This window comes from Lentzea xerophila (genome assembly GCF_051094245.1).
Classification (GTDB): domain Bacteria; phylum Actinomycetota; class Actinomycetes; order Mycobacteriales; family Pseudonocardiaceae; genus Lentzea; species Lentzea xerophila.
On sequence record NZ_CP194934.1, the window covers coordinates 4,416,136 to 4,441,362 of the forward strand.

Here is a 25,227-nt window from a genome sequence, read left to right on the forward strand (position 1 = left end):
ACCGGAACTCATCGATCCGGCTCACCCTGCGCGCCCACACTGTCGGAATCCTTTCGGCCGGTATCGTGTGCGCATGTTGTTCGCGGTGCTCGGGCCGCTCGCCGTCCGAACCGCCGACGGCCGCCCGGTCGAGATCCCCGAGTCGAAGGTGCGGGCGCTTCTCGCGAACCTGCTGGCCCACCGCAACCGCCCGGTGTCCGCGACCACGCTGATCGAGGACCTGTGGGGCGACGACCTGCCGGTGAACCCGACGGGCGCGTTGCAGACGAAGATCTCCAAGCTGCGCCAGGCGCTGGAGACCGGTGAACCGGGCGCGCGGGACCTCGTCGCCTCACAACGCCCTGGATACGTGCTCCGGACCGGCGCGGACGCCGTGGACGCCGACAGGTTCGCCGCCCTCACCGCCGCCGCGCGCACCAGCGCAGACCCGGATGCGCGGGCGCGGCTGCTGACCGACGCGCTGGAGCTGTGGCGCGGGGCGGCGTTCGCGGACTTCGCCGGGGAGACGTTCGCCCGCGCCGAGATCGCCCGGCTCGAGGAGGACCGGCTGGTGGCCGCCGAGGAACTCGGGCAGGCCCAGCTGGACCTGGGCGATCACGCCGCGGTGCTCGGCCGGATCGGCGATCTCGTCGCGGCCCATCCCCTGCGCGAACGGCTGCGGGCGCTGCACATGCTGGCCCTGTACCGGGCCGGGCGGCAGAGTGAGGCGCTGGCGTCGTTCCGCGAGGTGCGGGCACTGCTGCGCGACGAGCAGGGGCTCGACCCCGGCGAGCAGCTGGCCGAACTGCACAGGTCGATCCTGCGCCACGACCCGTCACTCGAACCTCCCGGCCGGCTCCGCACCTCCCTGCCCGTGCCGCTCACCGAGCTGATCGGCCGGGAGGAGGCGTCGGCGGGCGTCTGCGCGCTGCTCGAGTCGTCGCGACTCGTCACGCTCACCGGATCGGGTGGTGTCGGCAAGACCCGGCTCGCGGTGGAGGTGGCCACCCGCACGGCCGAGCGGTATCCGGACGGCGCCTGGCTCGTCGAACTCGCGACGATCTCCGAGGGCGGTCTGCTCGCGAGCGCGGTGATGGCGGCACTCGGCATCAGGGACGTGCCGAACGCCGACGTGCTCTCCGAAGCCCTGCGGGCACGGCGAATGTTGCTGGTGCTCGACAACTGCGAGCACGTCCTCACCGAGGTCGCGGCTCTCACCGAACGGCTGCTGGCCGCCGCGCCGGGCCTGCGGGTGCTCGCGACCAGTCAGAAACCCCTGCGCATCGCGGGCGAGTCGGTGTGGACGGTCGCGCCGCTCGACCTGCCGGACGCGGTGCGGCTGTTCGTCGCCCGCTCGGCGCCCTCGTTCACTCTGGACGCGGGCAACGGCGAGGCCGTCGCCGAACTGTGCGCCCGGCTCGACGGGGTGCCGCTCGCGCTGGAGCTCGCGGCGACCAGGGCGCGGTCGCTGGGTCTGCGCGAACTGCTGACCAGGCTGGACGACAGGTTCCGCCTGCTCGCCGACGGGTACCGCGACGCGCCGCCGCGCCAGCAGACGTTGCGGGCGATGATCGACTGGAGCTGGGAGCCGCTGACCGAGGTCGAACGGGCGGTGCTGCGCCGGCTCGCCGTGCACTCGGACGGATGCACGCTGACCGCGGCAGAGGCGGTGTGCACGGGCGGGATCGTGGTGGCGGCCGACGTGCTGGACACGGTCGCGGGACTGGTGGACCGGTCGCTGGTCACCGTCGTCGACACGCCCGACGGCACCCGGTATCGGCTGCTCGAGTCGGTCGCCGCCTACTGCCGCGAACGGCTGGCCGAGGCGGGCGAGACCGAAGCTGCGCAAGACGCTCACCGGCGCTACTACACGACGCTGGCCGAGACCGCCGAACCACACCTGCGCGGGCCCGCACAACGACTGTGGCTCGAACGCCTCGACGCCGAGTCCGCGAACCTGCGGACCGCACTCGACACCGCTTCCGGCCCCGACGCGGTGCGGCTGGTCAACGCGCTGGCCTGGTACTGGTACCTGCGGGGGCGGCTGTCCGAGGCACGCAGGGCCCTGTCCGCCGCCCTGGCCCTGGACACCACGCGCACGGCCGCGCGAGCCCGGGCCACGGCGTGGCACGCGGGCATCACGTTCCTCGGCAGTGACGTGGCGGACCGGGCGGCCGCACGAGCCGCCGCCCTCGCCGCGTACGACTCGCTGGACGACCCGCACGGCAAGGCGTTCGCCCAGTTCTTCCTAGGTCTGGTCGAGTCGGACTTCGGTGCCCAGTCCACCAGCGAGGACCTGGTGAACCGCGCGCAGGAGACGTTCGGCGCGCTCGGCGACCGCTGGGGCGTCGCCGCGACGCTGAGCCTGCAGGCGATCCGCGCGCACACGAGAGGCGATCTGGAGTCCCTGCGGCGCAACGGTTCTCAGAGCCTCGCGCTGTTCCGGGAGCTCGGCGACCAGTGGGGCCAGCTGCGCGCGACGGAGGCGCTGGGTGGCCTGGCCGAGATCGAGGGCGACTACGAGGAGTCGACCCGCCTGCACCGCGACGGCCTGCGCATGGCGGAGGAGCTGCGTCTGTGGCCGCAGGCCGCGGACCGCCTGAGCTGGCTCGGCCGCGCCTCCATGCTGCGCGGCGACCACACCCACGCCCGCGAACTGAACGAACGCGCCCTGCGGCTTTCCCGCGAGCAGAGCTACAAGCCGGGCCAGATTTTCGCCGAGATCAACCTGGGCATCATCGCCCGGCGCGCGGGAGACCTCGACGCCGCCGAGAACCACCTGCGCACAGTGCTGGAGTGGGACTGGGAGCCGGGCATCGGGTTGTGGCTCATCCTCACCGAACTCGGTTTCGTCGCCGAACAGCGCGGCGACGCCGAGACGGCCAGGGCCAGGCACCTGGAAGGACTCACCGTCGCCCGCGCGCTCGGCGACCAGCGCGCGGTGGCCGTGGCGATGGAGGGCCTGGCCGGGGCGTGCCTGGCCGACTCGCTCCCGGCCGAGGCGGCTCGGCTGCTCGGCGCGGCGGCGGCGGCCCGGCGATCGGTCGGGGCCACGCTGCCGCCGGCGGAGCGGGCAGACCGGGACAGGGTGGAGGCCGGGGTGCGCCAGCGGCTGGGCGATGAGTTCGCTGCCGAGTACTCGCGCGGATTCGAGTCGAGGGATGGCTCGGCGGTAGTCCCTCGGTAGCGGCCGGTCAGGAGCGGTTCAGCCTCATCGCCACCCCACCGGCACCGGCCGACTCGCCGGCAGTACCTCGGTAGCGGCTCCGTAGCGGCCGGTCAGGAGCGGTTCAGCCTCATCGCCACCTCATGGGCACGGGTCGGCTCGCCGCAGTCCGGGCACACCAGGCACGCGACCAGCTCACTCCCGCAGGTGGCGTGCAGCGCGGTGCGCGGCGGCCCCTCCGGCGACGGCACGTTCCGGTCGCCCCACTGCATCAACGCGACCACGATGACCGCGAGCTCGCGGCCGGCTGCGGTCGGGTGGTATTCGTATCGGGGCGGATGTTGTTGGTAGGCAACGCGTTCCAGCACACCGTGCTCGACCAGCCCGGTGAGGCGGTCGCTGAGCACGTTGCGCGCGATGCCCAGACTCGTCAGCAGGCCTTCGAAGCGCACGGTGCCCAGCAGCACGTCCCGCACGATCAGCAGCGTCCACCGCTCGCCCACCACTTCCAGGGCGCGGGCGGCCGAGCAGACCTGGTCGTCGTATGTTCGTCCGAGCATTCCCCATGGTAAACCGTCAGTTGCGTGATCGAACCGACGTACCGTAGCGTTCCAGTGAGTAGCATCATGCAACCTTTTGGGGGCTCGAATGGCCCGCTCGCTGCTCCGCACGGCCCTGCGTGGCCTCTCCCTCGCTCAGGTCCGGCACGTCACGCCGGTCTCGTTCCGCCAGGCCGGGCCGGAGGTCCTGGAGGTCTACCGCGAGGTGGAGCGGGAGTTCGGCGTGCTGGCTCCCCCTGTCGTGCTGCACGCGGCGGCGCCCGAGGTGCTGCGGGCGTCCTGGGTGATGTTGCGGGAGATCGTGCTCGCACCGAGCCTGCTCGACCGCGGCACCAAGGAGGCTGTCGCGGCAGCGGTGTCCGAGGCCAACAGGTGCCCCTACTGCGTCACCGTCCACACTGGAACGATGGCCGAGTTCGGCGGCACGACCGTGGATCTCGCGGACACCGGACGCTTCGGCGCGGACGAACTGCCGGAGGCGCTCGGCGTCGCGACGACGCTCCAGTACTTCAACCGGATGGTGAGCATCTTCCTCACTGAACGGCCGATGCCGCCGTACGCGCCGAAGTGGCTGCTCGGGCCGGTGACGGGAATGCTCACCGGCCTCATCGCGGCCGCCGGCGCCGCACCACCCGGCCGCAACCCGCTGCCGGAAGCACCGCTGCCCGCCGAACTGGCGTGGGCGGCGAGCAGCCCGGACGTCGCGAACGCCCTCGCTCGCGCGAAAGCCGTGTTCGACGCGGCGGCGATCTCCTCCGCCGTCAGGGACCTGCTTGCCACGCAGCTGTCCACATGGGATGGAAAGCCGAAGGGCCCGAGCCGGGGCTGGGCGTGGGACGCGGCCGACCGCGTCGGACCGGGCGACCGGGCGGCGGCCAGACTGGCGCTGCTGACCGCGTTCGCGCCGTACCAGGTGGACGATGAAGTGATCGGGAACGTCCGCGCGGACGACGCCGCGCTGATCGGGCTCACCGCCTGGGCGAGCATGGCCGCAGCCGTCCGCGCGACGGCTCTCGCGAAGTCGCCAGCCGGTTCGTAGAATTCCCCCGGATACCGCGCATCGCCGTTGTCCAATGATTTCCGATAATCGCGAGCAACGTGGGAGAAGCGCCCCGGCGGACGGTGTGCCAGCATTGAACGGTGGATAATCGCCTTTCCAAGAGGAGGTCCCACCGGAAATGACGACTTCGGGACTGATTCGCAAACGTTTCATCACGCCGGACGCTTCGGACGTTCTCTTCGACCAGCGCGGGTTCGCCGTCGATACCCCCGCACGTGCTCAGCTCGAATTGAGCGCTCTCCAGCTCGTTTTCGGATTTGAGTTCGGCATCGAGCACAAAGACCACGACTCGATAATCGTGCGCCTCGACGCGTTGTCCCGGGAGTACCGCGGGTTCGCCTACGAGGGTGCCACGATGGCGCTGGCGATCCGCGACGCCCTCACCCCGCTGCCCGGCCGCAGCAACGTCGAGCAGTTCCTCGCCGGGCCCGACTTCAGCTCGGCGCCGGCATCGAAGCACATCTTCATGGCCTACATCGGTGTCGGGTTCGCCCTGGCCAGGCTGCCGCGAATGCTCTGGTCACGGGCCATTCCCGACGCGCGCAAGCTCGCCGACCACCCGTCGCTCCGCTGGTTGATCATGGATGGCTACGGCTTCCACCTCGCCTACTTCGACCACGTGTCATGGGTCGAGAACCACCGGGTCGCCGGGCGCCTCCCGTGGCCGGGGCCTGCCGCGTACACGAACCGGGCGATCGACCACGGCATCGGACGCGCGATGTGGTTCGTCCACGGCGGCGACGTTGACCGGCTGCTGCACAGCATCGGACGATTTCCTCCGGACAGACGCGCGGACCTGCTCAGCGGCGCCGGACTGGCCGCATCCTATGCGGGCGGAGTCACCGAGCAGGAACTCGGGAAACTGGTCGAGGGAGCCGGCACCTACCTGCCTGAGGTCGCTCAGGGCGCGGTTTTCGCGATGCGCGCCCGGGTGGTCGCGGATCTGGTCACGCCGCACAGCGAAATGGCTGCCCAGGTGTTCTGCGGGCGTAGCGCGGAGGATTGTTCGGAAATCGCCGCGAAGGAGATCGAGAACCTTCCCGAGGACGGCGCCGTGCCCGCGTACGAAGTTTTCCGCCAGCGCGTCCAGAACTACTTCCGATGAGGCCGCCATGTCCGGAATCGTCAAACACGTCGACGTCGTCCCGGCGAAGCGGGCCACCGGCCTGGTTCGCGAGGTCTACACGCAGTCCACGAAGGAGGTCGGCCGGCTCGTCGAGGCGGTGACGATGTTCTCCGCCGCGCCGGAACTGCTCGCCGCGTCCTGGGCGGCGTTCCGCGAACCTCTGCTGGCAGGGACGGCGTCCCGCGTCGGCAAGGAGGCGGTAGCCGCGACCGTGTCCCGGCTCAACCAGTGCGTCTACTGCGTCGACGCCCACGCGATCATGCTCTACGGCGGCGGCGCGGGATCCTTCGCGACGCAACTGTTGTCCGGCGGCAGCGACGGCGAGCTCGACTCGAACCTGCGGCCGTTCGCCACCTGGGCCGAGACACCGGCACGACCACCGTTTCCGGCCGCTCACACACCCGAGTACGTGGGTGTCCTGGTGTACTTCCACTTCCTCAACCGGGTCATCAACGTCCTGCTCGACGGCACGTTCCTACCCGGTCCCCCGAGAGCCAAGGCCATCGCCCGGCGCGTCGCGGGCAGGATGATGGCGGGCAAGGTCAACGCGCGGAACGAGGCCGGTCGCGCCACCGGTCTGCGCTCCGGCTCCGCGCCGCCGGAGGGCTTCGGCTGGGCGGCCGGCTCACCCGCGATCGCCTCCGCTTTCGCCGCCCTGGCAACCGAAACGGCCGCGGCGGCCGCTCACGTCCCCGACGAGACGCACCACACGCTCGACAATGTGGTCACGAGCCGGCTCGGCGAGCCCCAGGGCGTCAGCGCGGCCTGGGTGGACGAACACCTGCGGCCTCTCGGCCGGAAGTCCGTTCCCTCCGCCCGGCTCGCCCTGCTCACCGCGCTGGCGCCGCACCAGGTCAGCGATCGCGACGTCGCCGGGTTCCGGGAACAGCAACCAGAAGACCGGGACCTGCTCGGCCTGCTGTCACTGGCGGCACTGACCGCAGCCCGCCACCTCGGCGAGCGAAAGACCGAAGCAGTCCACTGAGGACATACCAGAAGTGCCGATGGCCGGGAGCCATCGGCACTTCTGGTGTGTTCACCAGCTGGACACGGTCATCGGCAGGCCGTCCCGCATGCGCAACGTCAGCATCGGCTCCGGCACCGCCGCACGTCCCGGCACCCCCGTGAGCTTCACCGCCCTGATGACGGTCGCGAGCACGAACGTCGCCTCCATCATCCCGAGGTGGTTGCCGACGCAGTACCGCGGCCCGGCGCCGAACGGGATGTAGGCGTAGGTGGGCCGGCCCGCCGCGTCCCCCATGAAGCGACCGGGGTCGAATCTCTCGGGGTCCGCCCAGAACGCCGGGTGCCGGTGCAGCGTGTACGGGCAGATCAGCACGTCCGCGCCGGCCTCCACGCGGTAGCCGCCGATCACGTCGGGCTCCCGGGCCTGGCGCGGCAGGATCCACACCGGCGGGTACAGCCGCATGACCTCCTGCAGCACGGCCGAGGTGTAGGGCAGGACGTGCAGGTCCTCGAACACGGGCATGCGGTCGCCCAGCGCACCGACGACCTCGTCGTGCACGGCGGCGGCGACGTGCGGATGCCGGTCGAGCAGGTGGAACGCCCAGCTCAGCGTGCTCGCCGTGGTCTCATGTCCTGCCAGCAGCAACGTCACGAGCTCGTCACGCATCCGGCGCCGCCCGACGGCCGGGTCGGTCTCCGCGCGTGTCGACTCGACGAGCCGCGACACCACGTCGTCGCTGCCCGCCCGCGCCCCGTCGGCGACAAGCCTGTCCACCACGCGCTGCAGATCAGCCCGCGCCCGCCGGAATCTGAGCTGACGTCCCAGCGGCACCCAGGTCGGCACGGCGCTGAGCGACATCATCTCGAACATCGCCTGGTCCTGGACCGCCTCGAACGACGCCCCGAGCGTGTGGAACTCACTCAGGTCCGCGTCCAGCAGCACCCGGCCGAGCACCCGCAACGTCAGATCGGTCATCTCCGCGCGGACGTCGACGGTCTGCCCGCGCGCAGAACCCAGTCGTGCGGCCATGTCCTCCGCCTCCCGGGCGATCACCCCGGCGTACCGCGCCATCCGCTTGGCCTGGAAGACCGGCTGGATCACCTTGCGCTGCTCGCGCCACAGGTCACCGTCGCTGGTGAGCAGGCCGTCGCCGAGCGCGCGCCTGGCGTGCGTCAGGCCGATGCCCTTGACGTAGTTCGCGGCATGGTCGGCGAGCACGTGCTTCGCGTGGTCGGGATGGTTGAAGTAGTTCAACGTCTTGGGTCCCAGCGGCAACCGCACGATGTCGCCGTAGTACGCGGACATGGACGACATGACGCTCAGCCGGTTCCTGGCCATCTTCGCGAGCACCGCGAGGGTCGCCCGCCGCGGCGGGCCAGGGGCGAGTGCCGCCGTCATTCCGTCACCAGGTGCGAGACCAGTGGCAGGACACCGTTGCGCGCTGATGTCTCACCGTCCGGCGACGGCGCCCCGTAGGACACGTCGACGCCGCGCTGCCGGGCCGCCCGCACGATCGCCGGCACGGCGCGTTCGGCCAGTGCCGCGATCGTCATGGCCGGGTTCACCGTCAGCGCGCCGGGCACCGCGGACCCGTCCGTCACGAAGATGCCGGGATGTCCACGCAGCTCGTGGTTCTCGTCCAGCGCCGAGGTCGCCGGGTCGTCGCCGATGCGGCACGACGACAGCGGGTGCACGGTGTACGCGCCCACGACGTCGTTCGTCCACGGCATCACGCGGGACATGCCGTCGCGTTCCAGGATGTCGCGGACGGCCTCGTCGGACTCGGCCCAGCCGCGCAGGGTGTTCTCGGTCGGCCGGTAGCTGATCGTGCCGCGGCCGAGCATCTGCTGGGAGATGCGATGCGCGTTGCCGGTCGGCGGCGGCGGGCCGAAGACTCCCTCGTTGTCGTCCTCGGACATCGTGAAGACGGTGAGCCACGACTTCCAGCGGCGCAGGATCTCCTTCTTCTCCACGCCGAACCAGCTCGGGCCGGTGGCGTCGGGCGCCTGGGCGAGGATGGTGCCGAGGCCGGGCGGGAAGTACAGCTGTTCCAGGGAGAACCGCGAGTACTCCGGCAGCGAGCCGTCGAGCCGGTCCCAGCTCGCGACGCACGGGCCGCGGCCGATCTGGTTGGCCTGGTAGGTGACCGCCTCGTCGACGCTGATGCCCAGCACCTCGCGCACCCTGTCCTCGTTGAGGATCGCGGTGTTGAGGCGCTCGCCGTTGCCGGAGAAGTACCGTCCGGCGGCGTGGGGCATCGCGCCGAGCGTGGGCTCGGACCGTTGCAGGATCACGGGCGTGGCACCGGCGCCGGCCGCCAGGATCACGATCTTCGCGTCGATCGTGCCGCTGCCGGTGGACACGCGGTAGTCCTCGCCGTCGATCACGTTGTAGTGCACGCGATAGCCGCCGCCGTCTGTGACGGACAGTTGCTGGACCTCGTGCAACGGCCGGATCTCCGCGCCGTGGGCGAGGGCCGCGGGCAGGTAGTTCAGCAGCAGGGAGCGCTTCGCGTCGAACTTGCAGCCGGACATCATCCAGTTGCAGTTGGTGCACAGGGCGGTGTCGATGGCGGCAGGAACCGGATTCGCGGTGTGGCCGGCGTGGGCACAGGCCGCGCCGAAGAGTCCACCGCCGTAGGTCATCGTGTCCCAGTCGGTGGTGCTGATCGGCAACGCCTCGGCGACCCGGTCGTACCACGGTTCGAGGCTGTCCCTGGTGATCGCGGCGGGCCACATCCGCCTGCCGATCGAGCCCTGGCGGTCGAACACGAAGCGCGGCGCCCGCGGCATGGCGGCGAAGTAGACGACGCTGCCGCCGCCCACGCAGTTGCCGCTGAGGACACTCATGCCGTCACCGACGACGAACTCGAACACCCGGGTCGAGGACGAGCCGAGCCGGAAGTCGTGGTCGAACTCGTCCGCCTGCAGCCAGGGCCCGCGTTCGAGCACGACGACCCGCGCGCCTCCGGCCGCGAGGTGGTAGGCGGTGATCGCCCCGCCGAACCCGCTGCCGATCACCACGACGTCCGTCTGCTCCACTGTGGACGCACTCATGCCGGGCTCCCTGAAGAAGTCGTGTCCGGGTGGCGGCGCGCGAGCGGCTTGCCATAGGTGTAATCGGGAAAGCGCCATACGCCGTCGGGGTCCGGCGGAGCGAACCCGATCGTCAGCAGCCCGGGATGACCTGCCGCGATCGCGTCGGTGGTGTGCATGTGGGCGCCGGTGTCGAAGGCCATGTTGCTGAACAGCGCGATACCGACCCAGACCTCCTTCTCCGGGTGGCCGGGTGTCGTCAGCAGCTGCACCAGGGCGGTGCGGTCCGCGAACGGCAGCGCGACGAAAGCCGGCAGCACCGGGTCGAGTTCGGCGCCGTGCTCGGCCGCGTACGTGGCCGCGTGCGTGTTCAGCAGGCCCGCGAGCGGGTCCAGCAACGCGGCCATTCCGCCTTCGGGCATGCGCAGCAGCTCGATGGCGCCGGCCGCGACGGCACCGGGACCGGCGCTCGCCCCCGCGACCGCGACGTCGTCCGGCCACCTCTTCTCGCCGGGCACGATCGTGTCCGCGAATGCCTCGAACGTCATAGTCGTGACATCGATCTGCGGAGTCTTCGTTTCGGTGGCGGTCACGTGCGCGTCCTCCTGTCCTCTTCGGTCGGGCGAACGCCCGGCGATGGTGCGAGCAATGACTTTCACCGGCCGAACAACCCGTTCGGCGGAAGACACGGAAGGCGGTCAATGCTCGACCAAGGCTTTCTGCGGACTCCATTCTCGCGAGCGTCATCCGAACGGCGCATCTCCCGGATTGCGGTCTCATGAATTGGAGATCAACTCACAAGGTGGGATGATCCCCTTTGCGCACGGAGAGCAACAAAGAACACGACACCCCTGGGAGCGGACCCACAACTCCAAGCGGTCCATATCATTGGACCGTACGGAGCAATCCGCGTTGCTCTTTCGCGCCGCACACTCGTGCTTTTTATTCATAGACAAAACGTAGAGGTGACATAAGGGCTTTCAATCGCTTACCGAGAGTGAGGAAAAGAGCAGGGTGCCATGCCGGAATCGCACCTTGCCTGGCGTTTTGCCCACTGCTAGCTTCGGTCGGAGTGATTCCAACGCACTTTTCCTACAACTGGAGAATTCACCACAGTCACCGCAATGGCGGAATCGGGGGTCCAATGGACAAGCTCGGCGAACAAGCAGTGGCCAGAGTAGTGGATGCCATGCAGACGAACCTCGGCGAGCGGATAACCATCGACGACATGGCCAAAGTCGCGATGTTCAGCAAGTTTCACTTCACCCGAGTGTTTCAGCGGGTCACCGGAGTTTCGCCGGCGCGTTTTCTCTCGGCATTGCGGTTGCAAGAGGCCAAACGGTTTCTCGTGGCGACCGATCTGAGAGTCACGGAGATCAGCCATCGGGTCGGTTACAACAGTCCCGGCACGTTCAGTTCGCGGTTCAAAATCAGCGTCGGACTCTCCCCCACCGAGTACCGGCAGCTGCGTGGCCGCACGACGCGCATCCCCGTCGACAACCGCAAGAACATCGTGCTGCGCCGTACGAGTTCGGTCGGCGGGCGGATCCACTGCCCGGCCGGGTGCGAGCCCGGCCCCACGTTCGTCGGCTTGTTTCGCGACCCGATTCCGCAAGGCGCACCGGTCAGCTGCGCGGCGCTGCCGGGGCCGGGCCACTTCCTGCTGGAGAACGTGCCGGAGGGCGCCTGGTACCTGCTCATCCACACCGTCCCACCGGGAGGTGAGCACACGGCAGACCGCATGCCGTCCGTGGGCTCACACGGGCCGTTGGTCGTGTCGAGCAGCACGATGGCGCACGTCGTGGACGTCGTTCTACGCCCCATGTCGGCCATCGACCCGCCAGTGCTCATGGCGTTGCTCGACGTCCGCACCACCGCGCTGGAGGCTCCACGGGCGAGCTGAGCAAGACGGGAAGGAGGCGGGCCGCCAGTGGCGACCCGCCTCCTTCCCGTTGGCGTCCAGGTACTTCAGGCCGACAGACCGGAACGCTCCAGTGCGTGGAAGGCACCGTTGAGGAACAGCAACGCGTTGCGGCCGGCCGGCCCGTCGGTCGCGAGGAGGCGACCGAGGAAGATCGTGTGGTCGCCGCCGTCGTAAGTCCGCCACAGCGCGCACTCGAACCGGGCGAGCGCGCCGCCGATCAGCGGCGCGTCGATCCGGCTGCCCGGCACCCAGTCCACCGCGTCGAACTGAGCACGGCCCGCCGGCCGCCACCGGCTGGCGAAATGCCGCGCGACGTCCTCCTGGTCCGCGGCGAGCACGGACACCCCGAACGCCCCTGCGGCGGTGAGGTGCCCGTGCATCGACGCGTCCCGGCCGACGCACACGAGCACCAGCGGCGGGTCGAGTGACACGGACGTGAAGGAGTTCGCGGTCATGCCGTGCGGTGACGTGCCTCCCACGGTGACCACGGTGACGCCGGTCGCGAACGTGCCGAACACACGCCGCAGCGTCTTCGGGTCTCCGAACTCGTCCATGCAGGTCTCCCCCGTCATGATCAGGCCGCCACCGGCGCGTACCGCTCGAGCGCGAGACGCAGCGAGTCCGGCACCCGCGCCGGCCTGGTCGCGTTGTTCGGGCCGCGCATGCACGCCACCCGCTGGGCTCCCCGTGCCACGAGCTTCTCCACTCCGCCCTCGCCCACCAGGACGTAGTCGAAGCCGAACTCGACCTGCGTCTGTGCCAGCTCGACCAGCGTCATCCTGACCGCGAGCTCGTCGAACGCGGTGAGCTCGGCGTAGAACTCGCAGTCCACCTTCAGCGTGAAGAGCTTCAGGTCGTCCTGGAGCTCGGTCAGCACGTCGGGGGCGTGCCGCACCAGGAACATCTCCCGGCACCGTCCCTGCCAGCGCAGGTAGTTCACGTAGTACACGTTGCCGACGAGGTTGGTCTCCTCGAAGCCGACCGTGTGCCTGATCTCGAAGTACGACTCCATGTCAGCTCCCCTCCACCAGCAGCACGGACGCCACCACGGGATTCGCGACCCCACGCAGGGACGTCACCAGCGTCGCGATCCTAAGCCCCGGCGCCGTGAACACCCGCCAGCCCCGCGGCCCGCCCGGCTCCGGCGTGAGCGGGGTGTCGAGCGAGAGACCGGCCTTCTGCAGGCATTCCACGGCCGTCCACACGCGCGTGGCGGCCACCGCGAACGGCTCACCGGCCTCGGCGAGCAACGCCGCCGTGCGGTGGCGGCGGCCGAGCAGCCCTTGCCACACCTGATCTTCCTGCTCCAGCACGCCCTGCAGGTCACAGGCGGTGACGCGATCCGCCGCGACGCACAGCGTGACCCCGGCCGCGTGGGAGGCCGACACCGTCAGCACGCCGTCCACCTCCGGCCGTCCGTCGGCCCGGTAGCGAACCTCGGTCTCCCGTCCCACCAGCCGGCTCACCGCGAGCGCGGTGCTCCTGCGCCTGGTGGCCCGGTCGGTGCCGGGTTCGCGGTCCGGTTCCACGACCACCGCGACCCGGTGGCCCAGCAGGTCCTCGACCTCCCGCTCCAGGTGGGAGCCCAGCAGCGGGGCCACCCACGGGCCGGCGGATCCCTTGCGCCGCACGGCACGCAGGTGCAGGCCCTCCCATCGTTCCACGACCTCGTCGCCGTCGAACACGGCGATGTCGTAGACGTAGGTGTCGCCGTCGCGGTGCCGCTCGGTGGCACGCATCCGCACCTCACCAGCGCCGATGCCCGCACCCGCCGGGTACAGGCGGTCGATCCGTTCCGGCAGCAGCGTGCCGTCCGGGACGCAGACCTGGTTGCCGTGCATCAACGCGTCCCGCATGCCCGGATCCGCGAGCAGCAGGTCGGCGGGCAGGTACCCGGCGAACCCGTCCGGGTGCGCGCTCACCGCCACGTCGGCGTCGACGTCGCGGGCGCGGGCCTCGTGGAAGCGCCGCAGCCGCTGGAACCTCGAGCCCTGGAACATGGTGTCGCCGTACAGCTGGGTCGCCGGGTCGAGTGCGACCGGCGGCAGCCCCGCGTCCGGAACGGTTTCCCCTGAGGGCACAGTCATCCCATACGACAGCCTGGCCACGAAGTGGTCCGCCTCGAACGCCGTCTCCGCACTGCGGATCGCGACGTCCACTACGTCATCGGCGGTGACCACGGCGGCGATCCGGATCGTCGTCGTCCCGCGCGGCGGCACCACGATCGGGCGCAGGAACCGGATCCCGGACAGCACGGGCGTCGACTCGTGTCCGGTGACCGCCGCAGCGACCTGGGTCATCGCCTCCATCCCGTAGACGGCGGGGAACAACAGGTTTCCGTCGAGCAGGTGGTCGGCGAGGTAGAGGTCGGTGCCCGCGTTCAGCTCGACCTCGGTGACGAGCTCGACACCGTGGTAGCGGACCAGCGGCTTGCCCACGAACCGCAGCAACGGCAACGGCGGCAGGTCGTGACGCACGGTGTCGACGCCTTCGGTGCGGCCGCTGACCACGACGACGTTCGGCGTCCGGGGATCGACCAGCAGCCGCCGCAGGATCCGAACGCCCTCGTCCGGTGGGATGGGCGCGACGCCGTCCCGGGAGAGCGACTCGACCACGGCCAGCCGCTCCCCCATGCCGACACCGGACCACACCGACCATTCCAGGCACAGGGCCCGGCAGGACGGGTGGCCGTCGGCGAACTCGCGGGTGAGCGCCGCCAGCCAGTCGTTGGCGGTGCCGTAGTGCGCCTCGCCGCGCAGGCCCGAGCGGCCGATGATGCTGCCGAACGTCACCAGCAGCCGCAACGCCCCCGCGTCGACGGCGCCGAGCACCGCGCGCAGCCCGTCGATCTTCGGCGCCATCGTCGACCGCAGCCGATCCGCGTCCACTGTGGACAAAGCAGCTGGTTCGTTGCGGCCGGCGCCGTGCAGTACGGCGGTGACCGGGCCGAGCGCTGCCTCCAGCTCACCGACCGCGGCACGCGTCCGTTCCGTGTCGGTCACGTCGGCCACCGCGTAGGCGACCTCGATGCCCCTGGCCCTCATGCGATCGAGGTTCGCGGCCAGCTCGGCATCGGCGGAGGGCTCGGACCTGCCGAGCACGGCCAGCCGCACCCCCCACTCCTGCGCGAGCGAGATCGCGCACTCGGCGGTGATTCCCTTGCCGCCGCCGGTGATCAGCAGCACGTCGGTGTCGGTCAGCGGCGCGATCTCGGCGGACGGCGACACCGGCAGTGCCCGCATCGTCGGCACCGTGCGCGTCATCTGGCTGTCGTAGCGGACTTCGCTGAACGCCGTGGTCGCCAGCACCTCCGGCAGCACGACGTCCGAGCTCGCGCCCGCGGGCAGGTGCACGACGGTCACCCGCACGCCCGGCGCTTCCAGCCGCAGCGTCTTCGCAATGGCCGACGCACCCGCGTCGTGCTGCACCAGCACGAACCTGCCGTCACCGCGTGCGGCCGCGGACTTCGCGCCCCGCAACGCCAGCTCCAGGTGCCGTTCCTCGCACACCTCGGGCAGGCAGACGAGCACACCGTCGCCCGCCCCGCCGCGTTCGAGATCTCGCCGCAACCGTTCAGCGAACGGGTGGGCATCCTCGGCGTAGAGCTGCCATTGGCCGTCGTCCTCGTGAGCGGCGACGGGCCGCAACGGCACCGGGTCGTCGTCCACGACGAACGCCCGCGCCCACGGTCCGGCGCCCGTGACGACGGCCGCCGCGGTGTCGCTCGCCCTGGCGGTCGCACTCAGGTCGTCCAACGTGTCGGCCAGTTCCCGCACGGTCGCGGTGGCGAAGTTCGTCGGCGCGCTGGCCGGCGGCACCCCGAGCCGCTGGGCCGCCTCGTTGACGAGCTGGCCCACGGTGATCGAGCTGAGGTGCAGGTCGTCGAGCAGCCTGCTGTCCGGGGCGACCGCCTCGCTCGGCAGTTCGGCCCGTGCGGCGGCCATCTCCCGCAGCACGTCCACCGTGGACGTCGCGGTGCCGACGACGGTCATGCCCGCGACGGCCGTGACGACGAGGTTGCCGGAGCCGACCGACAGTTCCGGCGCCTGTTCGCACGGACTCGCGAAGAACGAGAACTCCTGGCCGACTCGTAGCGGCCGCACCAGCCGGTCCGCGAACAGGGCGGCCGGGTTCAGCGCGGCTCCGGTGACGTACGCGGCACCGACAACGCCGAGCAGCGACACCAATGACTCGTCGTCGGTGTCCAGCGCGACGACCGGCACCTGCCCGACGTCCGCGGCCAGCGTCGTCAGCACCCGGCCAGGACCGACCTCCACGAGCAGGTCCGCGTCCTTGGCCGCGACACCAATCGCCTGCGAGAACAGCACGGGATCGGTGATCTGGGCACGCAGCAGCCCGCGGATGTCGGTGTCGGCCGCCAACGCCTCGCCGGTCACGGTGGACACGACGTGCCCGCTGATCTCCGTGAACGTCTCGGCACCGAGCTTCGTGTGCAACGCGTCGGCCGCCGGCGCCACGAGCGGCGAATGGAACGCGTGCGAGACCCGCAACGCGGTCCCGTGCACGCCTTCCCGCGCCGCCGCCTCCACCACGGCAGCCACCGCCGCATCCGTTCCCGCGACGACCGTCTGCCTGGGACCGTTGAACGCGGCGATCACCACCGGCAGCTCGCGAACGAGTTCGCTCACCACCTCCGCGGACGCGCCGAGGCTCGCCATCGTGCCGGAGGCGCTGTGCTCGGCCATGGTCGCGCCACGCACGGAAGCCACGCGCAGCAGCGTCCGTTCGTCGATCGCCCCGGCCCAGTGCAGCGCGGTGATCTCGCCGAGACTGTGCCCCACCGCGACGTCCGCGGTGACACCAAGACCGGCCAGGACGCGCAGTCCCGCGACCGACCCGGTGACGATCCGCGGCTGAGCGACGGACGTGGCGACCATGTCACCGGACACCGGCAGCGCGGCCCGTTCGTAGACCTCCCGCGCGGCGGCGAACCGCCGCCGCATCGCGCCGCCGCTGGTGCCCTGACCGGACCCCTGGCCGGGAAAGAGGAACCCGACCGTCGCCGGTTCGGTGACGTGGCCGAGGAAACCGCGGCCGTCCGGCCCGAACCACGTGACGGCGCCGGAGTTGGCCGCCTCCAGCACGCGGCCGAGTCCGTGCACGGCGTCCTCCGGCGAGCGCGCCACCACGGCGGCGCGGTACGGCCGGTCCGCCAGCTCGGTGTGCAGCGTCGCCGCGAGGTCGCCGAGCTGCGCGTACGACACCCGTGCCGCGAACTCGGCCAGCTCGGCCAGCCTGGCCCGCAACGCTTCCGCGGACTCGGCGTCGACCAGCAGGACCTCGGCGTCCTGCGCGGCGGCGGAGATCTCCAGCGCACGGGCGTCGGGAGCCCGCAACGGCGCGGACGACTCCAGCACGACGTGGGTGTTGATCCCGCCGAAGCCCATCGCCGTCACGCCGGCTCGCAGCGGAGCGTCGGCGGGCCACGGCTCTGCGTTGCGCAGGACCCGCAGGGTCGCGTCCTCCTCCGCCAGCACGGGATGCGGATCGACGCAGCCGATCGTCGGCGGCAGCGTCTGGTGGTGCAACGCCAGCGCGGCCTTGATCAGCCCGGCCACCCCCGCCGCCGCCTTGGTGTGCCCGATCATGCCCTTGATGGTGCTGATCGCGGCCGGGGACGCCGCCGGGTTCGCGTCGGCCCGAGCCTGCGACAACGCCCGCAGTTCAGTCGCGTCACCGACCTCGGTGCCGGTGCCGTGGCCCTCGAACAGCGGCACGGTGTCGACGCCGAACCCGGCCCGCTCGTAGGCGCGTGCCAACGCGAGCCGGTAGCCGCTGACCTCCGGCCGGGTCATGCCGCCCCAGCCGTCCGACGAGACGCCCCAGCCGGCCACGGTCGCGTAGACCCGTTGGTGCGGCTGGACGTCCTGCTCGCGCATCAGCACGACCATGCCGCAGCCCTCACCCGGCCAGAAGCCGTTGGAGCCGCGGTCGTACACCCGCATCTCCGACCGCGCGAGCGCCCCGGTCTTGGCGAACCCGACGATCTCGAACGGGTCGATCGACAGGTCGACCCCGCCCGCGACGGCGACGTCGAGGTCGCCGTCCACGAGCCGGCCCGCCGCCGTCGCCACGGACAGCAGCGACGACGAGCAGGCGCCGTCGACGGTGTAACCACCGCCGTTGAGACCGAAGTAGTTGCAGACCCTGCCCGCGATCGTGTTCGCGAGACCGCCGGCGAGACTGTCCTCGTCGATGGCGGGGAACGGGTCCTTGTACGTGGCCTCCAGGTCGGCGAGGAAGCCTTCCAGCTCGCCGTCTCCCCAGCCCCGGGCCTTCAGCGAAGCGGCGACCGTGCGGCGTACGTACGGCCACCGCAGTCGCATCAGGTTGGCCCTGGCGAACTCCCCGGTGAGCGTGTTGCCGACCACGACACCGGTCCGTTCGCGAGGAAGACCCTCACCGTCGGCGAACCCCGCGTCGGTGAGCGCCCTGCCCGCCGTGTCGAGAGCGAGCCAGTGGGTCAGGTCGGTGGAGCGGTAGGTGCTACCCGCGATCCGGTGCGCCACCCGGTCGAACTCGTAGCCCTCGATGACGGCGGCGGTGCGGGCGTAGAAGCGGTCGGGCGCCGAGGGGTCCGGGTCCCAGTAGTCCTCCAGCCGCATCCGCTCGTCCGGGAGCCGCCGGAAAGCCCTGCGGCCCGCCAGCGCGTTCTCCCAGAGCTCCTCCGGTGACACCGCGTCCGGGTAGCGGCAGGCCACACCGACGATCGCGATCCTTGTCATGCCGGTACGACCTCCTTGCCCAGTGTCGAGGGAGGCGAGACGACCTTGCCGTTCTCCGTGGTGCCCTCGGCTTCCTTCGCCGCCAGCGCCTGTGCCGCCTCGTGCTGCTCACGTGCCTTGTTCACGAAGTGGATGCCCCACAGGAACATGCCGCGGATCAGGCACACCAGTGCCGTCGCGAAGAACAGGCCGTACGCGATGTGCACCCCGGTGAAGAAGCCGTACGCGAGGGCCACGCCACCGCCGAACGCGATCTGCGAGATCGGCTTCGACGGGCTCGTGCCGGGGTCGGTGATCATGTAGTTGGTGAACAGCACGAACGCGACACCGGTCATGGTGAGCAGGGCGCCGGGGATCGACGTGCCGAACAGGATTCCCCTGACCACCGACTGGACCACGAAGAAGAACAGCCACGACAGGATCAGCCACATCCGGCCGGTGAGCTTCGCGTTCAGCATCGTGCCGGCGGTGACGATGAGCGCCGGGATCAGCCAGTCGAACAGGCCGCTGACGTTCTCGGTGAAGTGGTAGGGCGGCACGATGCTCGCCCACGGGAAGATCAGCAGGATGATCGCGATGCCGAAGTTGGACGGGTTCATGTAGTGCCGGAGCCGGCCGCGGACCGGTGCCCGCAGCACCCACTTGGCGCCGACGGCCACGGTGACGCCGAAGATCATCACCCAGACCTGGTCGTTGACGTAGATGAGCATGTTCATCGCGAGACTGGTGATGTGCGCCGGGTAGAGGAACTCCACCATGCCGCGCACACCGTTGCCGAGGAACCTCGGTGGCCGTCCGTCCATCCTGGACCCGACGAACTCGAGTCCGATCTCGACGGTGTAACCGGTCAGCAGCGCGATGAACGGCCACAGCCACGGTTGCTCGAACCCGAGCACGGAGTAGCCGATGATGTTGAACACCGTCATCGACATCGCGAAGTTGCGCAGTGCCTTGACGACCTTCGGGTCGTGCCGGGGCACGGTCGCCGCCACGTCCGTCACGTCCGTCACCTCTCCTTAGCCTGGGAACCGAGTTCGATCAGATGCCTGCCGGGCGCGAGCGTCAGCGTGTGCTCGCGGGTCTGCCCCGAGCGGTCGCGCCAGTTGAGCCGCACCTCGACGGGTCCGTCCGTCTTGCCGAGTCCGATGTGGACCTCGTGACCGCGCTTGCCGGAGTGCCCGCCACCGCCGTCGACGTGGCCGATGAATGTGCGGCCCTCCCTGGTGGTCGCGGTGACCTGGGTGCCGACCGCGGGCGATCCGCCCTCGTGGCACAGCCGCAACGTGAGAGCGCTGCCCTGCGACGGGCCGGAGTTGCGGTAGAACACAGGTTCCGCCCACTGCCGTGCCACGGCGAAGTCGAGCTTGCCGTCGCCGTCCGCGTCCCCGGTCGCGATGCCGCGGGTGGGCACCGGGATGGCGAGGCCGAGCTGTTCGGCGATGTCGACGTACCGGTCGCCGTCCTTGACGTAGAACGCGAGCCGGTGGTTGCCGCCGACGTCGTCGCCGACCGTGACGCGCGGCCAGGAGACGGGGTGGCGCAGCGCGAGGTCGTTGGCGGTGGCCAGCTCCTGCAGCTGGGGCCACCTGTTGACCTGGCCGCGGACGAAGCCGGTCGCCTGGGCGATCGCGGGTTCGCCGGAGTTGGCGAAGTCGGCGATCTTGACGTCCCAGCCCCAGCCCGACCACGCCGTGCCGGCGGGCGCGCTGACGTCCTCCCACGGCGCCTCGTTGTTCGCGAGCTTGGCGCGCAGCACGTTCTTGTCCCCGGACTGGGACATGAACTGGAAGTTGCTCTCCTGGATGCCGTACGACGTGGTGATGTTGCTGACGAACATGTCGTAGACGCCGTCGTGGTTGAGGTCGCCGAAGTCGACGCCCATGCCCTTGAACGAGTCGTGGCCGACGACCTTCGACTTCGGGGTGAGCGCGGTGCGCACGCCCTCGACCAGCGCGAGTTCGATGCGTCCCGGCGTGGACCTGTTGTGGTACATGCGGTCCGGGCCGAAGTCGTTGGCCAGGTACAGCTCCGGCAGCAGGTCGCCGTCGAGGTCGGCCGCCGCGGCGCCGAGCTCCCAGCCCTTGGAGGCGTCGATGTCCTGCACACCGTCCTGGACCTCGTAGCGGGGCACGCCCGCCGACGTGGAGCTCCAGCGCAGGAAGTAGTTCTCGCCGCCGTTGTAGGCGGCCGACATCGAGTCGTTCATCTCGACCCCGCCGCTGACGGACGAGTCGAGCACCGGGCCGTGCGGGAAGTAGTTGCCGATGAAGATGTCGTCGTGGCCGTCACCGTCGAAGTCGGCGACCGCGGCGGCGTTGCTGTTCCACTGCGGACCGGTGTAGCGACCGGACGTGGCGTTCGCGCCGGGCACCAGTTCGGTGGCGGTGTAGGAGCCGGCGGTGAGCTTGTCCTGGCCGTCCTTCGCGATGTGCGCGATCGGGGTGCGGCCCCACATGTACACCAGCAGGTCCATGTGGCCGTCCTCGTTGAAGTCGCCGGGCACGCAGCCCATCGGCGCCATCACGTCGTTCATCGGCAGGGTGCCGGGCGAGAGCGCGAACGCCTCGTAGCGCCCTTCCTTCGCGCCCGGTGCCGGCGTCACGACGACCTGGTCGATCCTCGGGTCGACGACGCACAGGTCGTTGTCGAGGCCGTCGCCGTCGAGGTCGTTCATCGCGATCGCCGCGCCGACCGAGGAGATCCAGCCGTCGATGTGCTGGTAGTCCTTGTTGACCTTGCGGATCGTCTGCTGGTCGAACCCGCCGGGCAGCGAGATCGACATCGGGGTGAAGCCGTAACCGCTCGCCATGTCGCGCTTCTCCGCCTGCGACGCGGCGGGCAGCCGGGCCATCAGGAAGGTCACCATCACGAGAACGAGCGCCAGGATTCCCGGCAGCTGTTTGCGGGTCCAGCTCACTGCTCCACACCTCCTGAATGGACGTACTGGTCGGCGAAGCCGCGCCGCCACAGCTCGTAGGCGGGCACGTCGTCCCGTCCAGGCCCGGCCGGCTTGAGTGCGCGGACCCGGTGCACGGCCTCGTCCGCGCCGGTGCCGCACAAGATGTCGGTGGCGACGTGCGTGTGGTCGACGGTCAGGCCGGCGAGGGCGCGTGCTTCCGCGGCGAACGCGCTGCCCTGGGCGACCACCGCGCGGTGACGTCCCGAATGCCCGGCGAACCAGCGCAGTTCCCCAGGTCCCGCACCGCCCGCGTAAGTCGCGGCGAGGCCCGCACCCGCGTACAGGTCGGCCCGGCGTGTGTCGGGGAAGCCGTCGATCAGCTCGGCGACCCGGGCGGCGTCCGCTCCTCCGACGAACCACAGCGCACGCCCGATGCCCTGGTCGATCGCGCGGTTCGCGTACCAGGCCGGCCCGCTGAACGGCCACGGGAAGTCAGGTTCGCGGTAGTGCCGGTGCACGTACTTCTCCGTGTGGAAGTACGCCTGGTGGAAGCCGTAGCCGTCCATCAGAAGCCACTGCAACAGCTCGTCGCTCACCGCGAGCTTCGGCCAGCGGAACCTCGGCACGCGGGCCATCGCCCAGCCGACCCCGACGTAGACCATGTAGACGTGCTTCCCGCCGGCTCCCGCGAGGAACTCCGCCACCCGGCCGCCACCGCCGAACGGCAGCGCGTCGAGCGTGGCGAACCCCATGCCCGCGCCCTCGTAGGCGAAGCCGCGGAACTGCGGGGGCACGGTCTCGAGGAGCCGCTCCGCCTCCGCGGGTGCGCGCGCCTCGACAGCGGTCGCGAACCCGAAGAGAAAGTTCCGGCCGATGCTTTCCAGCAGTTCCTTCGAGGCTTCGTTCTTGTGGTGAAATCCACGTACTGCGAGCGTGGCCTCCGAACTCTTCGGCGTCAGCAACCGACGCCGCAAAGCGCGCAATCCCGCTTTGGTCACGATGCACTCTCCCCAACCGGACATATTCCCGACATCATTCTTTGCGTCACCGCGACGGGATGGCATCTTCCAGCATGCTCGAATACCCCTGCTTCTCTCACGCAGTGAAATGCGCACGAATGCGACTGCGCCAAAGTTCGTATTCCGGCTCTCTGCCCACCTCGCCGGTGGGCACGGACGCGGTCTCGACGAGGGCGACCGCGGCGGCAGGGCTCAGGTCGCTCAACGCGTGGACTGCCTGTCCGGTGCGGTCGTCGACGCAGTCGGCCGCCGCCTTGGCCATGATCGCGAGGGCCGCGCCGAGCGCCAGCTCCGGCCGCTGGTCGCCGGCCTCGGCGCGCAGCCACGCCAGGTCGTCCGGTTCGGCGCCCCCCGCGAACGTGGCGGCGAGCCCGACGCCGCTCCACAGGTCGGGCTGACGGTGGCCCGCGAACGCCCGCACCGCACCCGCGACGGCCTTCACGTCGGCGCCGTGGATGAACCACAGGGCACGGCCCAGCCCCTGGTCGAAGGCCCGCGGGAAGTACAGGGGCGTGTCCTGCCACGGGTAGGGCTTCGGCGGTTCCTGCTCGGCGACCCAGCGCTTCGGGTGGAAGTAGGCGCGGTCGAAGCCGTAGCCGTCGACGGCGAGCCAGGTGATCGCCGGGTGGTAGCGGACACCCTCCAGGTCGGGCACCACCTTGCGCCACAGCGGCCGGGGCAGCCGGGCCATGGCGAACCCGATGCCGATGTAGGCGAGGAAGAGGTGCGGCAGGCCGGGACCGCGCAGCAGGTCACGGGTGCGCTTGCGGCCGTCCATCGCGTCGAGGACGGTGCACGCCATGGTCGCGCCCTCGTAGGCGAACCCGCGCAGGTCGGGCGCGACGAGCGACAGCCTGCGCTCCAGCTCCCACAGGCTCCGGCAGTCGATTCCCCATTCGAATCCCGCGATCACGGTCTGCGGAATCTGCTCCAGCGCTCTGGTCGTCTCCGATTCCGGAACGGAGAACCCGCGTGCGGAGAACGTGACGTCCGCGAGTTTCGGAGCGAAAACGAGTCTTCTGATGGAACCGAGCACCGTCGACATCAGCGCTCCTTTTGTCGGCTCCCTTCATCATCGACCGAACCTCTGGCAATGTGCATCTTTCCAATTGCGGTGAGATCGTGGCCGAGTCTGCGGGCGGCCGTAAGCGCCACCGTCCCCAGCACGATCGACACGAGCAGCCGTTCCGCGCACTCGTCCGTGCCGCCCGCGCCGCCCGCCTGGTCCGCCTCGGCGGCCGCGACCGTCGCACCGGCCCGCAGGTAGGCCTCCAGCAGCGCGTCGTCGGGTGCGTGCCCCGCCAGCTCCAGGCCCGCGAGCACGCCGGCCAGCTCCGCCGCGGCGGCGTTGTCGCCCGCGACGCTCCGGCCGTCGCGGGCCAGCACCTCGTCGATGCGGTCACGCCACTTCGCCCGTGTCTCCTCCGTGGCGTCGGGCGGAGTGTCACGGGAGATGGTCGTCAGCACGGCCGGCACGCTTCGGTCGCCGTTGCGGCCCACGAGCTCCGCGACCGCGGCGACGGACAGGCCGCCGCGGTCGATCAGCGCGCGGACGACGCGGAGCCTGCGCACGTGGCTCTCGTCGTAGCGCATCTGGTTCGGCCCGGTCCGCTGCCCCGCGTGCAGCAGACCGGACCGCAGGTAGAACTTGATGGTCGGGATGCTGACCTGCGCGAGCCTGCTCAGCCCCGCGATCCGCAGGCCTTCGCCGCTCATGCCCACGGCGCCGTCGGGTACCACGGGATCAGCTCGCGCCGGGCGAGCAGCCGCACGTCCCAGTACAGGAAGGTGAAGACGCCCATCGTGATCAGGGCGACGCCGGTGATCACAGCCAGCCGCACCGGCTTCTCCGTCAGCCAGCGTCTCGGCCGGTCTCCGAGGAACGCCGCCGTCGCCACGAGTGCCAGGGCGAGCACCATGATGTTGCCCAGGGACTGCAGGCAGAACGCGGCGGCGCCGTAGAGCGGGTTGCCGCTCTCGGCCGCGTCGCGGAACAGCTGGCGGAACAGGCCGAACGGGCGGCCGATCAGGAACCCGCCGATGAGCACGCCCATGAACACCATGGGTGCGTTGGGAAAGCGCTTCGCGATGCCGGCGAACGGGTCGCGCACCACGCCCAGCGCGGCCAGGCCGAGGTAGGTCAGCACCAGGCCGATCACACCGAACACGACCAGCGACTGCACGCTGCGGCCGTTCAACGTGCCCATGGCGGTCTGCGCGGTCGAGAACTGAGGCATCGAGGTGCCCACGAGTCCGACGATCACACCGTAGACCGCGGACACCGAGAGCATGCCGACGGACAGCCACAGCAACGGCTTCAGTGCGCCGCGGATCCGTTCGGCCCGGCTGCTGGAACCTCCCAGCATCGGCGCCATCGCACCGAACGCGGCGATGTTGCACGCGGTGAACGTGCCCGCGAGGCCCGTGACGAACGCGAACGCGACGCCGGCGGCGATGCCGGCGATCGGCGTGGCTTTGGCGTCATGGCCCAGCAACGTGTTCGCAACGTTGTCCCCGATCGTCGAGTCCACGAAGTGTGCGGACCACACGACCGTCAGCCCGAAGCCGGCGAGCGCGCTCAGCAGCACGATCAGCCCGCGCCTGCGCGGGAAGTGGCCGTTGACGAACGCGGATGTGGCGATCGGCCGCGCCTTCGTCAGCGCGGGTTGGTCCGTCGACATGGGTGTGCTCCTCCGCCGCATGAAATAGTCCACAAAGGACAGACGCTGCTGCGCCTATCACAGAA

At 70.4% G+C, this 25,227-nt stretch carries 18 protein-coding genes; 5 read left to right on the top strand and 13 right to left on the bottom strand.

The genetic code is table 11. The annotated features are described in order from the left end of the window. The first annotated feature begins 73 nt into the window (after positions 1-73). Entirely contained in the window at positions 74-3,166 is a 3,093-nt protein-coding gene (locus tag ACRSBM_RS21105; protein ID WP_434445346.1) for a BTAD domain-containing putative transcriptional regulator, read from the top strand. A 92-nt stretch (positions 3,167-3,258) separates the two neighbouring features. Here the strand turns inward: ACRSBM_RS21105 and ACRSBM_RS21110 are convergent, their stop codons facing one another. Continuing rightward, entirely contained in the window at positions 3,259-3,705 is a 447-nt protein-coding gene (locus ACRSBM_RS21110; protein ID WP_434445347.1) for a winged helix-turn-helix transcriptional regulator, read from the bottom strand. 88 nt (positions 3,706-3,793) lie between these two features. On the opposite strand from ACRSBM_RS21110, the gene ACRSBM_RS21115 reads away from it, so the two are divergent. The 3 genes from ACRSBM_RS21115 (at position 3,794) to ACRSBM_RS21125 (ending at position 6,876) form a co-directional block, all read left to right on the top strand. Then, the gene (locus ACRSBM_RS21115; RefSeq protein WP_434445348.1) at positions 3,794-4,744 is read left to right on the top strand and encodes a carboxymuconolactone decarboxylase family protein; all 951 of its coding nucleotides are present in this window, start codon (positions 3,794-3,796) and stop codon (positions 4,742-4,744) included. A gap of 139 nt (positions 4,745-4,883) precedes the next feature. Next, the gene (locus ACRSBM_RS21120) at positions 4,884-5,870 is read left to right on the top strand and encodes a DUF1702 family protein (protein ID WP_434445349.1); all 987 of its coding nucleotides are present in this window, start codon (positions 4,884-4,886) and stop codon (positions 5,868-5,870) included. Positions 5,871-5,877: 7 nt separating this feature from the next. Continuing rightward, complete coding sequence (locus tag ACRSBM_RS21125) at positions 5,878-6,876, top strand: carboxymuconolactone decarboxylase family protein (protein ID WP_434445350.1); 999 nt, start codon at positions 5,878-5,880, stop codon at positions 6,874-6,876. A 51-nt stretch (positions 6,877-6,927) separates the two neighbouring features. Here the strand turns inward: ACRSBM_RS21125 and ACRSBM_RS21130 are convergent, their stop codons facing one another. The 3 genes from ACRSBM_RS21130 to ACRSBM_RS21140 are packed head-to-tail and all read right to left on the bottom strand — an operon-like array spanning position 6,928 to position 10,441. Next, positions 6,928-8,256: a cytochrome P450 gene (locus tag ACRSBM_RS21130; protein WP_434445351.1), complete on the bottom strand. Its 1,329-nt coding sequence runs from the start codon at positions 8,254-8,256 to the stop codon at positions 6,928-6,930. Continuing rightward, complete coding sequence (locus ACRSBM_RS21135; RefSeq protein ID WP_434445352.1) at positions 8,253-9,914, bottom strand: FAD-dependent oxidoreductase; 1,662 nt, start codon at positions 9,912-9,914, stop codon at positions 8,253-8,255. Before ACRSBM_RS21135 ends, ACRSBM_RS21130 begins: the two co-directional genes overlap by 4 nt. Continuing rightward, entirely contained in the window at positions 9,911-10,441 is a 531-nt protein-coding gene (locus tag ACRSBM_RS21140; protein ID WP_434453158.1) for a DUF5987 family protein, read from the bottom strand. The genes ACRSBM_RS21135 and ACRSBM_RS21140 overlap by 4 nt, the downstream gene beginning before the upstream one ends. Before the next feature lie 596 nt (positions 10,442-11,037). Between ACRSBM_RS21140 and ACRSBM_RS21145 the strand changes: the two genes are divergently transcribed. Next, the gene (locus ACRSBM_RS21145; RefSeq protein WP_434445353.1) at positions 11,038-11,796 is read left to right on the top strand and encodes a helix-turn-helix domain-containing protein; all 759 of its coding nucleotides are present in this window, start codon (positions 11,038-11,040) and stop codon (positions 11,794-11,796) included. 65 nt (positions 11,797-11,861) lie between these two features. Here ACRSBM_RS21145 and ACRSBM_RS21150 read toward each other — a convergent pair whose 3' ends face one another. From ACRSBM_RS21150 to ACRSBM_RS21190, 9 genes are all read right to left on the bottom strand, one after another. Continuing rightward, the gene (locus tag ACRSBM_RS21150; protein ID WP_434445354.1) at positions 11,862-12,371 is read right to left on the bottom strand and encodes a flavin reductase family protein; all 510 of its coding nucleotides are present in this window, start codon (positions 12,369-12,371) and stop codon (positions 11,862-11,864) included. A gap of 20 nt (positions 12,372-12,391) precedes the next feature. Continuing rightward, positions 12,392-12,829 carry an acyl-CoA thioesterase gene (locus ACRSBM_RS21155; RefSeq protein WP_434445355.1) on the bottom strand — a complete coding sequence of 146 codons (438 nt, stop codon included), beginning with the start codon at positions 12,827-12,829 and terminating at the stop codon, positions 12,392-12,394. Between the two features lies 1 nt (position 12,830). Continuing rightward, positions 12,831-18,563 carry a type I polyketide synthase gene (locus ACRSBM_RS21160; protein ID WP_434445356.1) on the bottom strand — a complete coding sequence of 1,911 codons (5,733 nt, stop codon included), beginning with the start codon at positions 18,561-18,563 and terminating at the stop codon, positions 12,831-12,833. Then, on the bottom strand, positions 18,560-19,573 hold the full coding sequence (locus ACRSBM_RS21165) for an enediyne biosynthesis protein (protein ID WP_434445357.1): 1,014 nt from the start codon (positions 19,571-19,573) through the stop codon (positions 18,560-18,562). The genes ACRSBM_RS21160 and ACRSBM_RS21165 overlap by 4 nt, the downstream gene beginning before the upstream one ends. Beyond that, positions 19,570-21,429: a CRTAC1 family protein gene (locus tag ACRSBM_RS21170; RefSeq protein WP_434453160.1), complete on the bottom strand. Its 1,860-nt coding sequence runs from the start codon at positions 21,427-21,429 to the stop codon at positions 19,570-19,572. The genes ACRSBM_RS21165 and ACRSBM_RS21170 overlap by 4 nt, the downstream gene beginning before the upstream one ends. Before the next feature lie 47 nt (positions 21,430-21,476). Further along, on the bottom strand, positions 21,477-22,460 hold the full coding sequence (locus ACRSBM_RS21175; protein ID WP_434445358.1) for a DUF1702 family protein: 984 nt from the start codon (positions 22,458-22,460) through the stop codon (positions 21,477-21,479). A gap of 97 nt (positions 22,461-22,557) precedes the next feature. Beyond that, positions 22,558-23,526, bottom strand: coding sequence for a DUF1702 family protein (locus ACRSBM_RS21180; protein WP_434445359.1), 969 nt, complete (start codon positions 23,524-23,526; stop codon positions 22,558-22,560). Continuing rightward, positions 23,526-24,221, bottom strand: a complete 696-nt coding sequence (locus ACRSBM_RS21185) for a MerR family transcriptional regulator (protein WP_434445360.1) — start codon at positions 24,219-24,221, stop codon at positions 23,526-23,528. Before ACRSBM_RS21185 ends, ACRSBM_RS21180 begins: the two co-directional genes overlap by 1 nt. Then, positions 24,194-25,162, bottom strand: coding sequence for a hypothetical protein (locus ACRSBM_RS21190; RefSeq protein ID WP_434445361.1), 969 nt, complete (start codon positions 25,160-25,162; stop codon positions 24,194-24,196). Before ACRSBM_RS21190 ends, ACRSBM_RS21185 begins: the two co-directional genes overlap by 28 nt. Positions 25,163-25,227: the final 65 nt, after the last annotated feature.

Coding starts and splice junctions, on each gene's coding strand:
- ACRSBM_RS21105 (WP_434445346.1), top strand. CDS start 74: ATGTTGTTCGCGGTGCTCGGGCCGCTCGCCGTCCGAACCGCCGACGGC.
- ACRSBM_RS21110 (WP_434445347.1), bottom strand. CDS start 3,705: ATGCTCGGACGAACATACGACGACCAGGTCTGCTCGGCCGCCCGCGCC.
- ACRSBM_RS21115 (WP_434445348.1), top strand. CDS start 3,794: ATGGCCCGCTCGCTGCTCCGCACGGCCCTGCGTGGCCTCTCCCTCGCT.
- ACRSBM_RS21120 (WP_434445349.1), top strand. CDS start 4,884: ATGACGACTTCGGGACTGATTCGCAAACGTTTCATCACGCCGGACGCT.
- ACRSBM_RS21125 (WP_434445350.1), top strand. CDS start 5,878: ATGTCCGGAATCGTCAAACACGTCGACGTCGTCCCGGCGAAGCGGGCC.
- ACRSBM_RS21130 (WP_434445351.1), bottom strand. CDS start 8,256: ATGACGGCGGCACTCGCCCCTGGCCCGCCGCGGCGGGCGACCCTCGCG.
- ACRSBM_RS21135 (WP_434445352.1), bottom strand. CDS start 9,914: ATGAGTGCGTCCACAGTGGAGCAGACGGACGTCGTGGTGATCGGCAGC.
- ACRSBM_RS21140 (WP_434453158.1), bottom strand. CDS start 10,441: ATGACGTTCGAGGCATTCGCGGACACGATCGTGCCCGGCGAGAAGAGG.
- ACRSBM_RS21145 (WP_434445353.1), top strand. CDS start 11,038: ATGGACAAGCTCGGCGAACAAGCAGTGGCCAGAGTAGTGGATGCCATG.
- ACRSBM_RS21150 (WP_434445354.1), bottom strand. CDS start 12,371: ATGGACGAGTTCGGAGACCCGAAGACGCTGCGGCGTGTGTTCGGCACG.
- ACRSBM_RS21155 (WP_434445355.1), bottom strand. CDS start 12,829: ATGGAGTCGTACTTCGAGATCAGGCACACGGTCGGCTTCGAGGAGACC.
- ACRSBM_RS21160 (WP_434445356.1), bottom strand. CDS start 18,563: ATGACAAGGATCGCGATCGTCGGTGTGGCCTGCCGCTACCCGGACGCG.
- ACRSBM_RS21170 (WP_434453160.1), bottom strand. CDS start 21,429: ATGGTGACCTTCCTGATGGCCCGGCTGCCCGCCGCGTCGCAGGCGGAG.
- ACRSBM_RS21180 (WP_434445359.1), bottom strand. CDS start 23,526: ATGTCGACGGTGCTCGGTTCCATCAGAAGACTCGTTTTCGCTCCGAAA.
- ACRSBM_RS21190 (WP_434445361.1), bottom strand. CDS start 25,162: ATGTCGACGGACCAACCCGCGCTGACGAAGGCGCGGCCGATCGCCACA.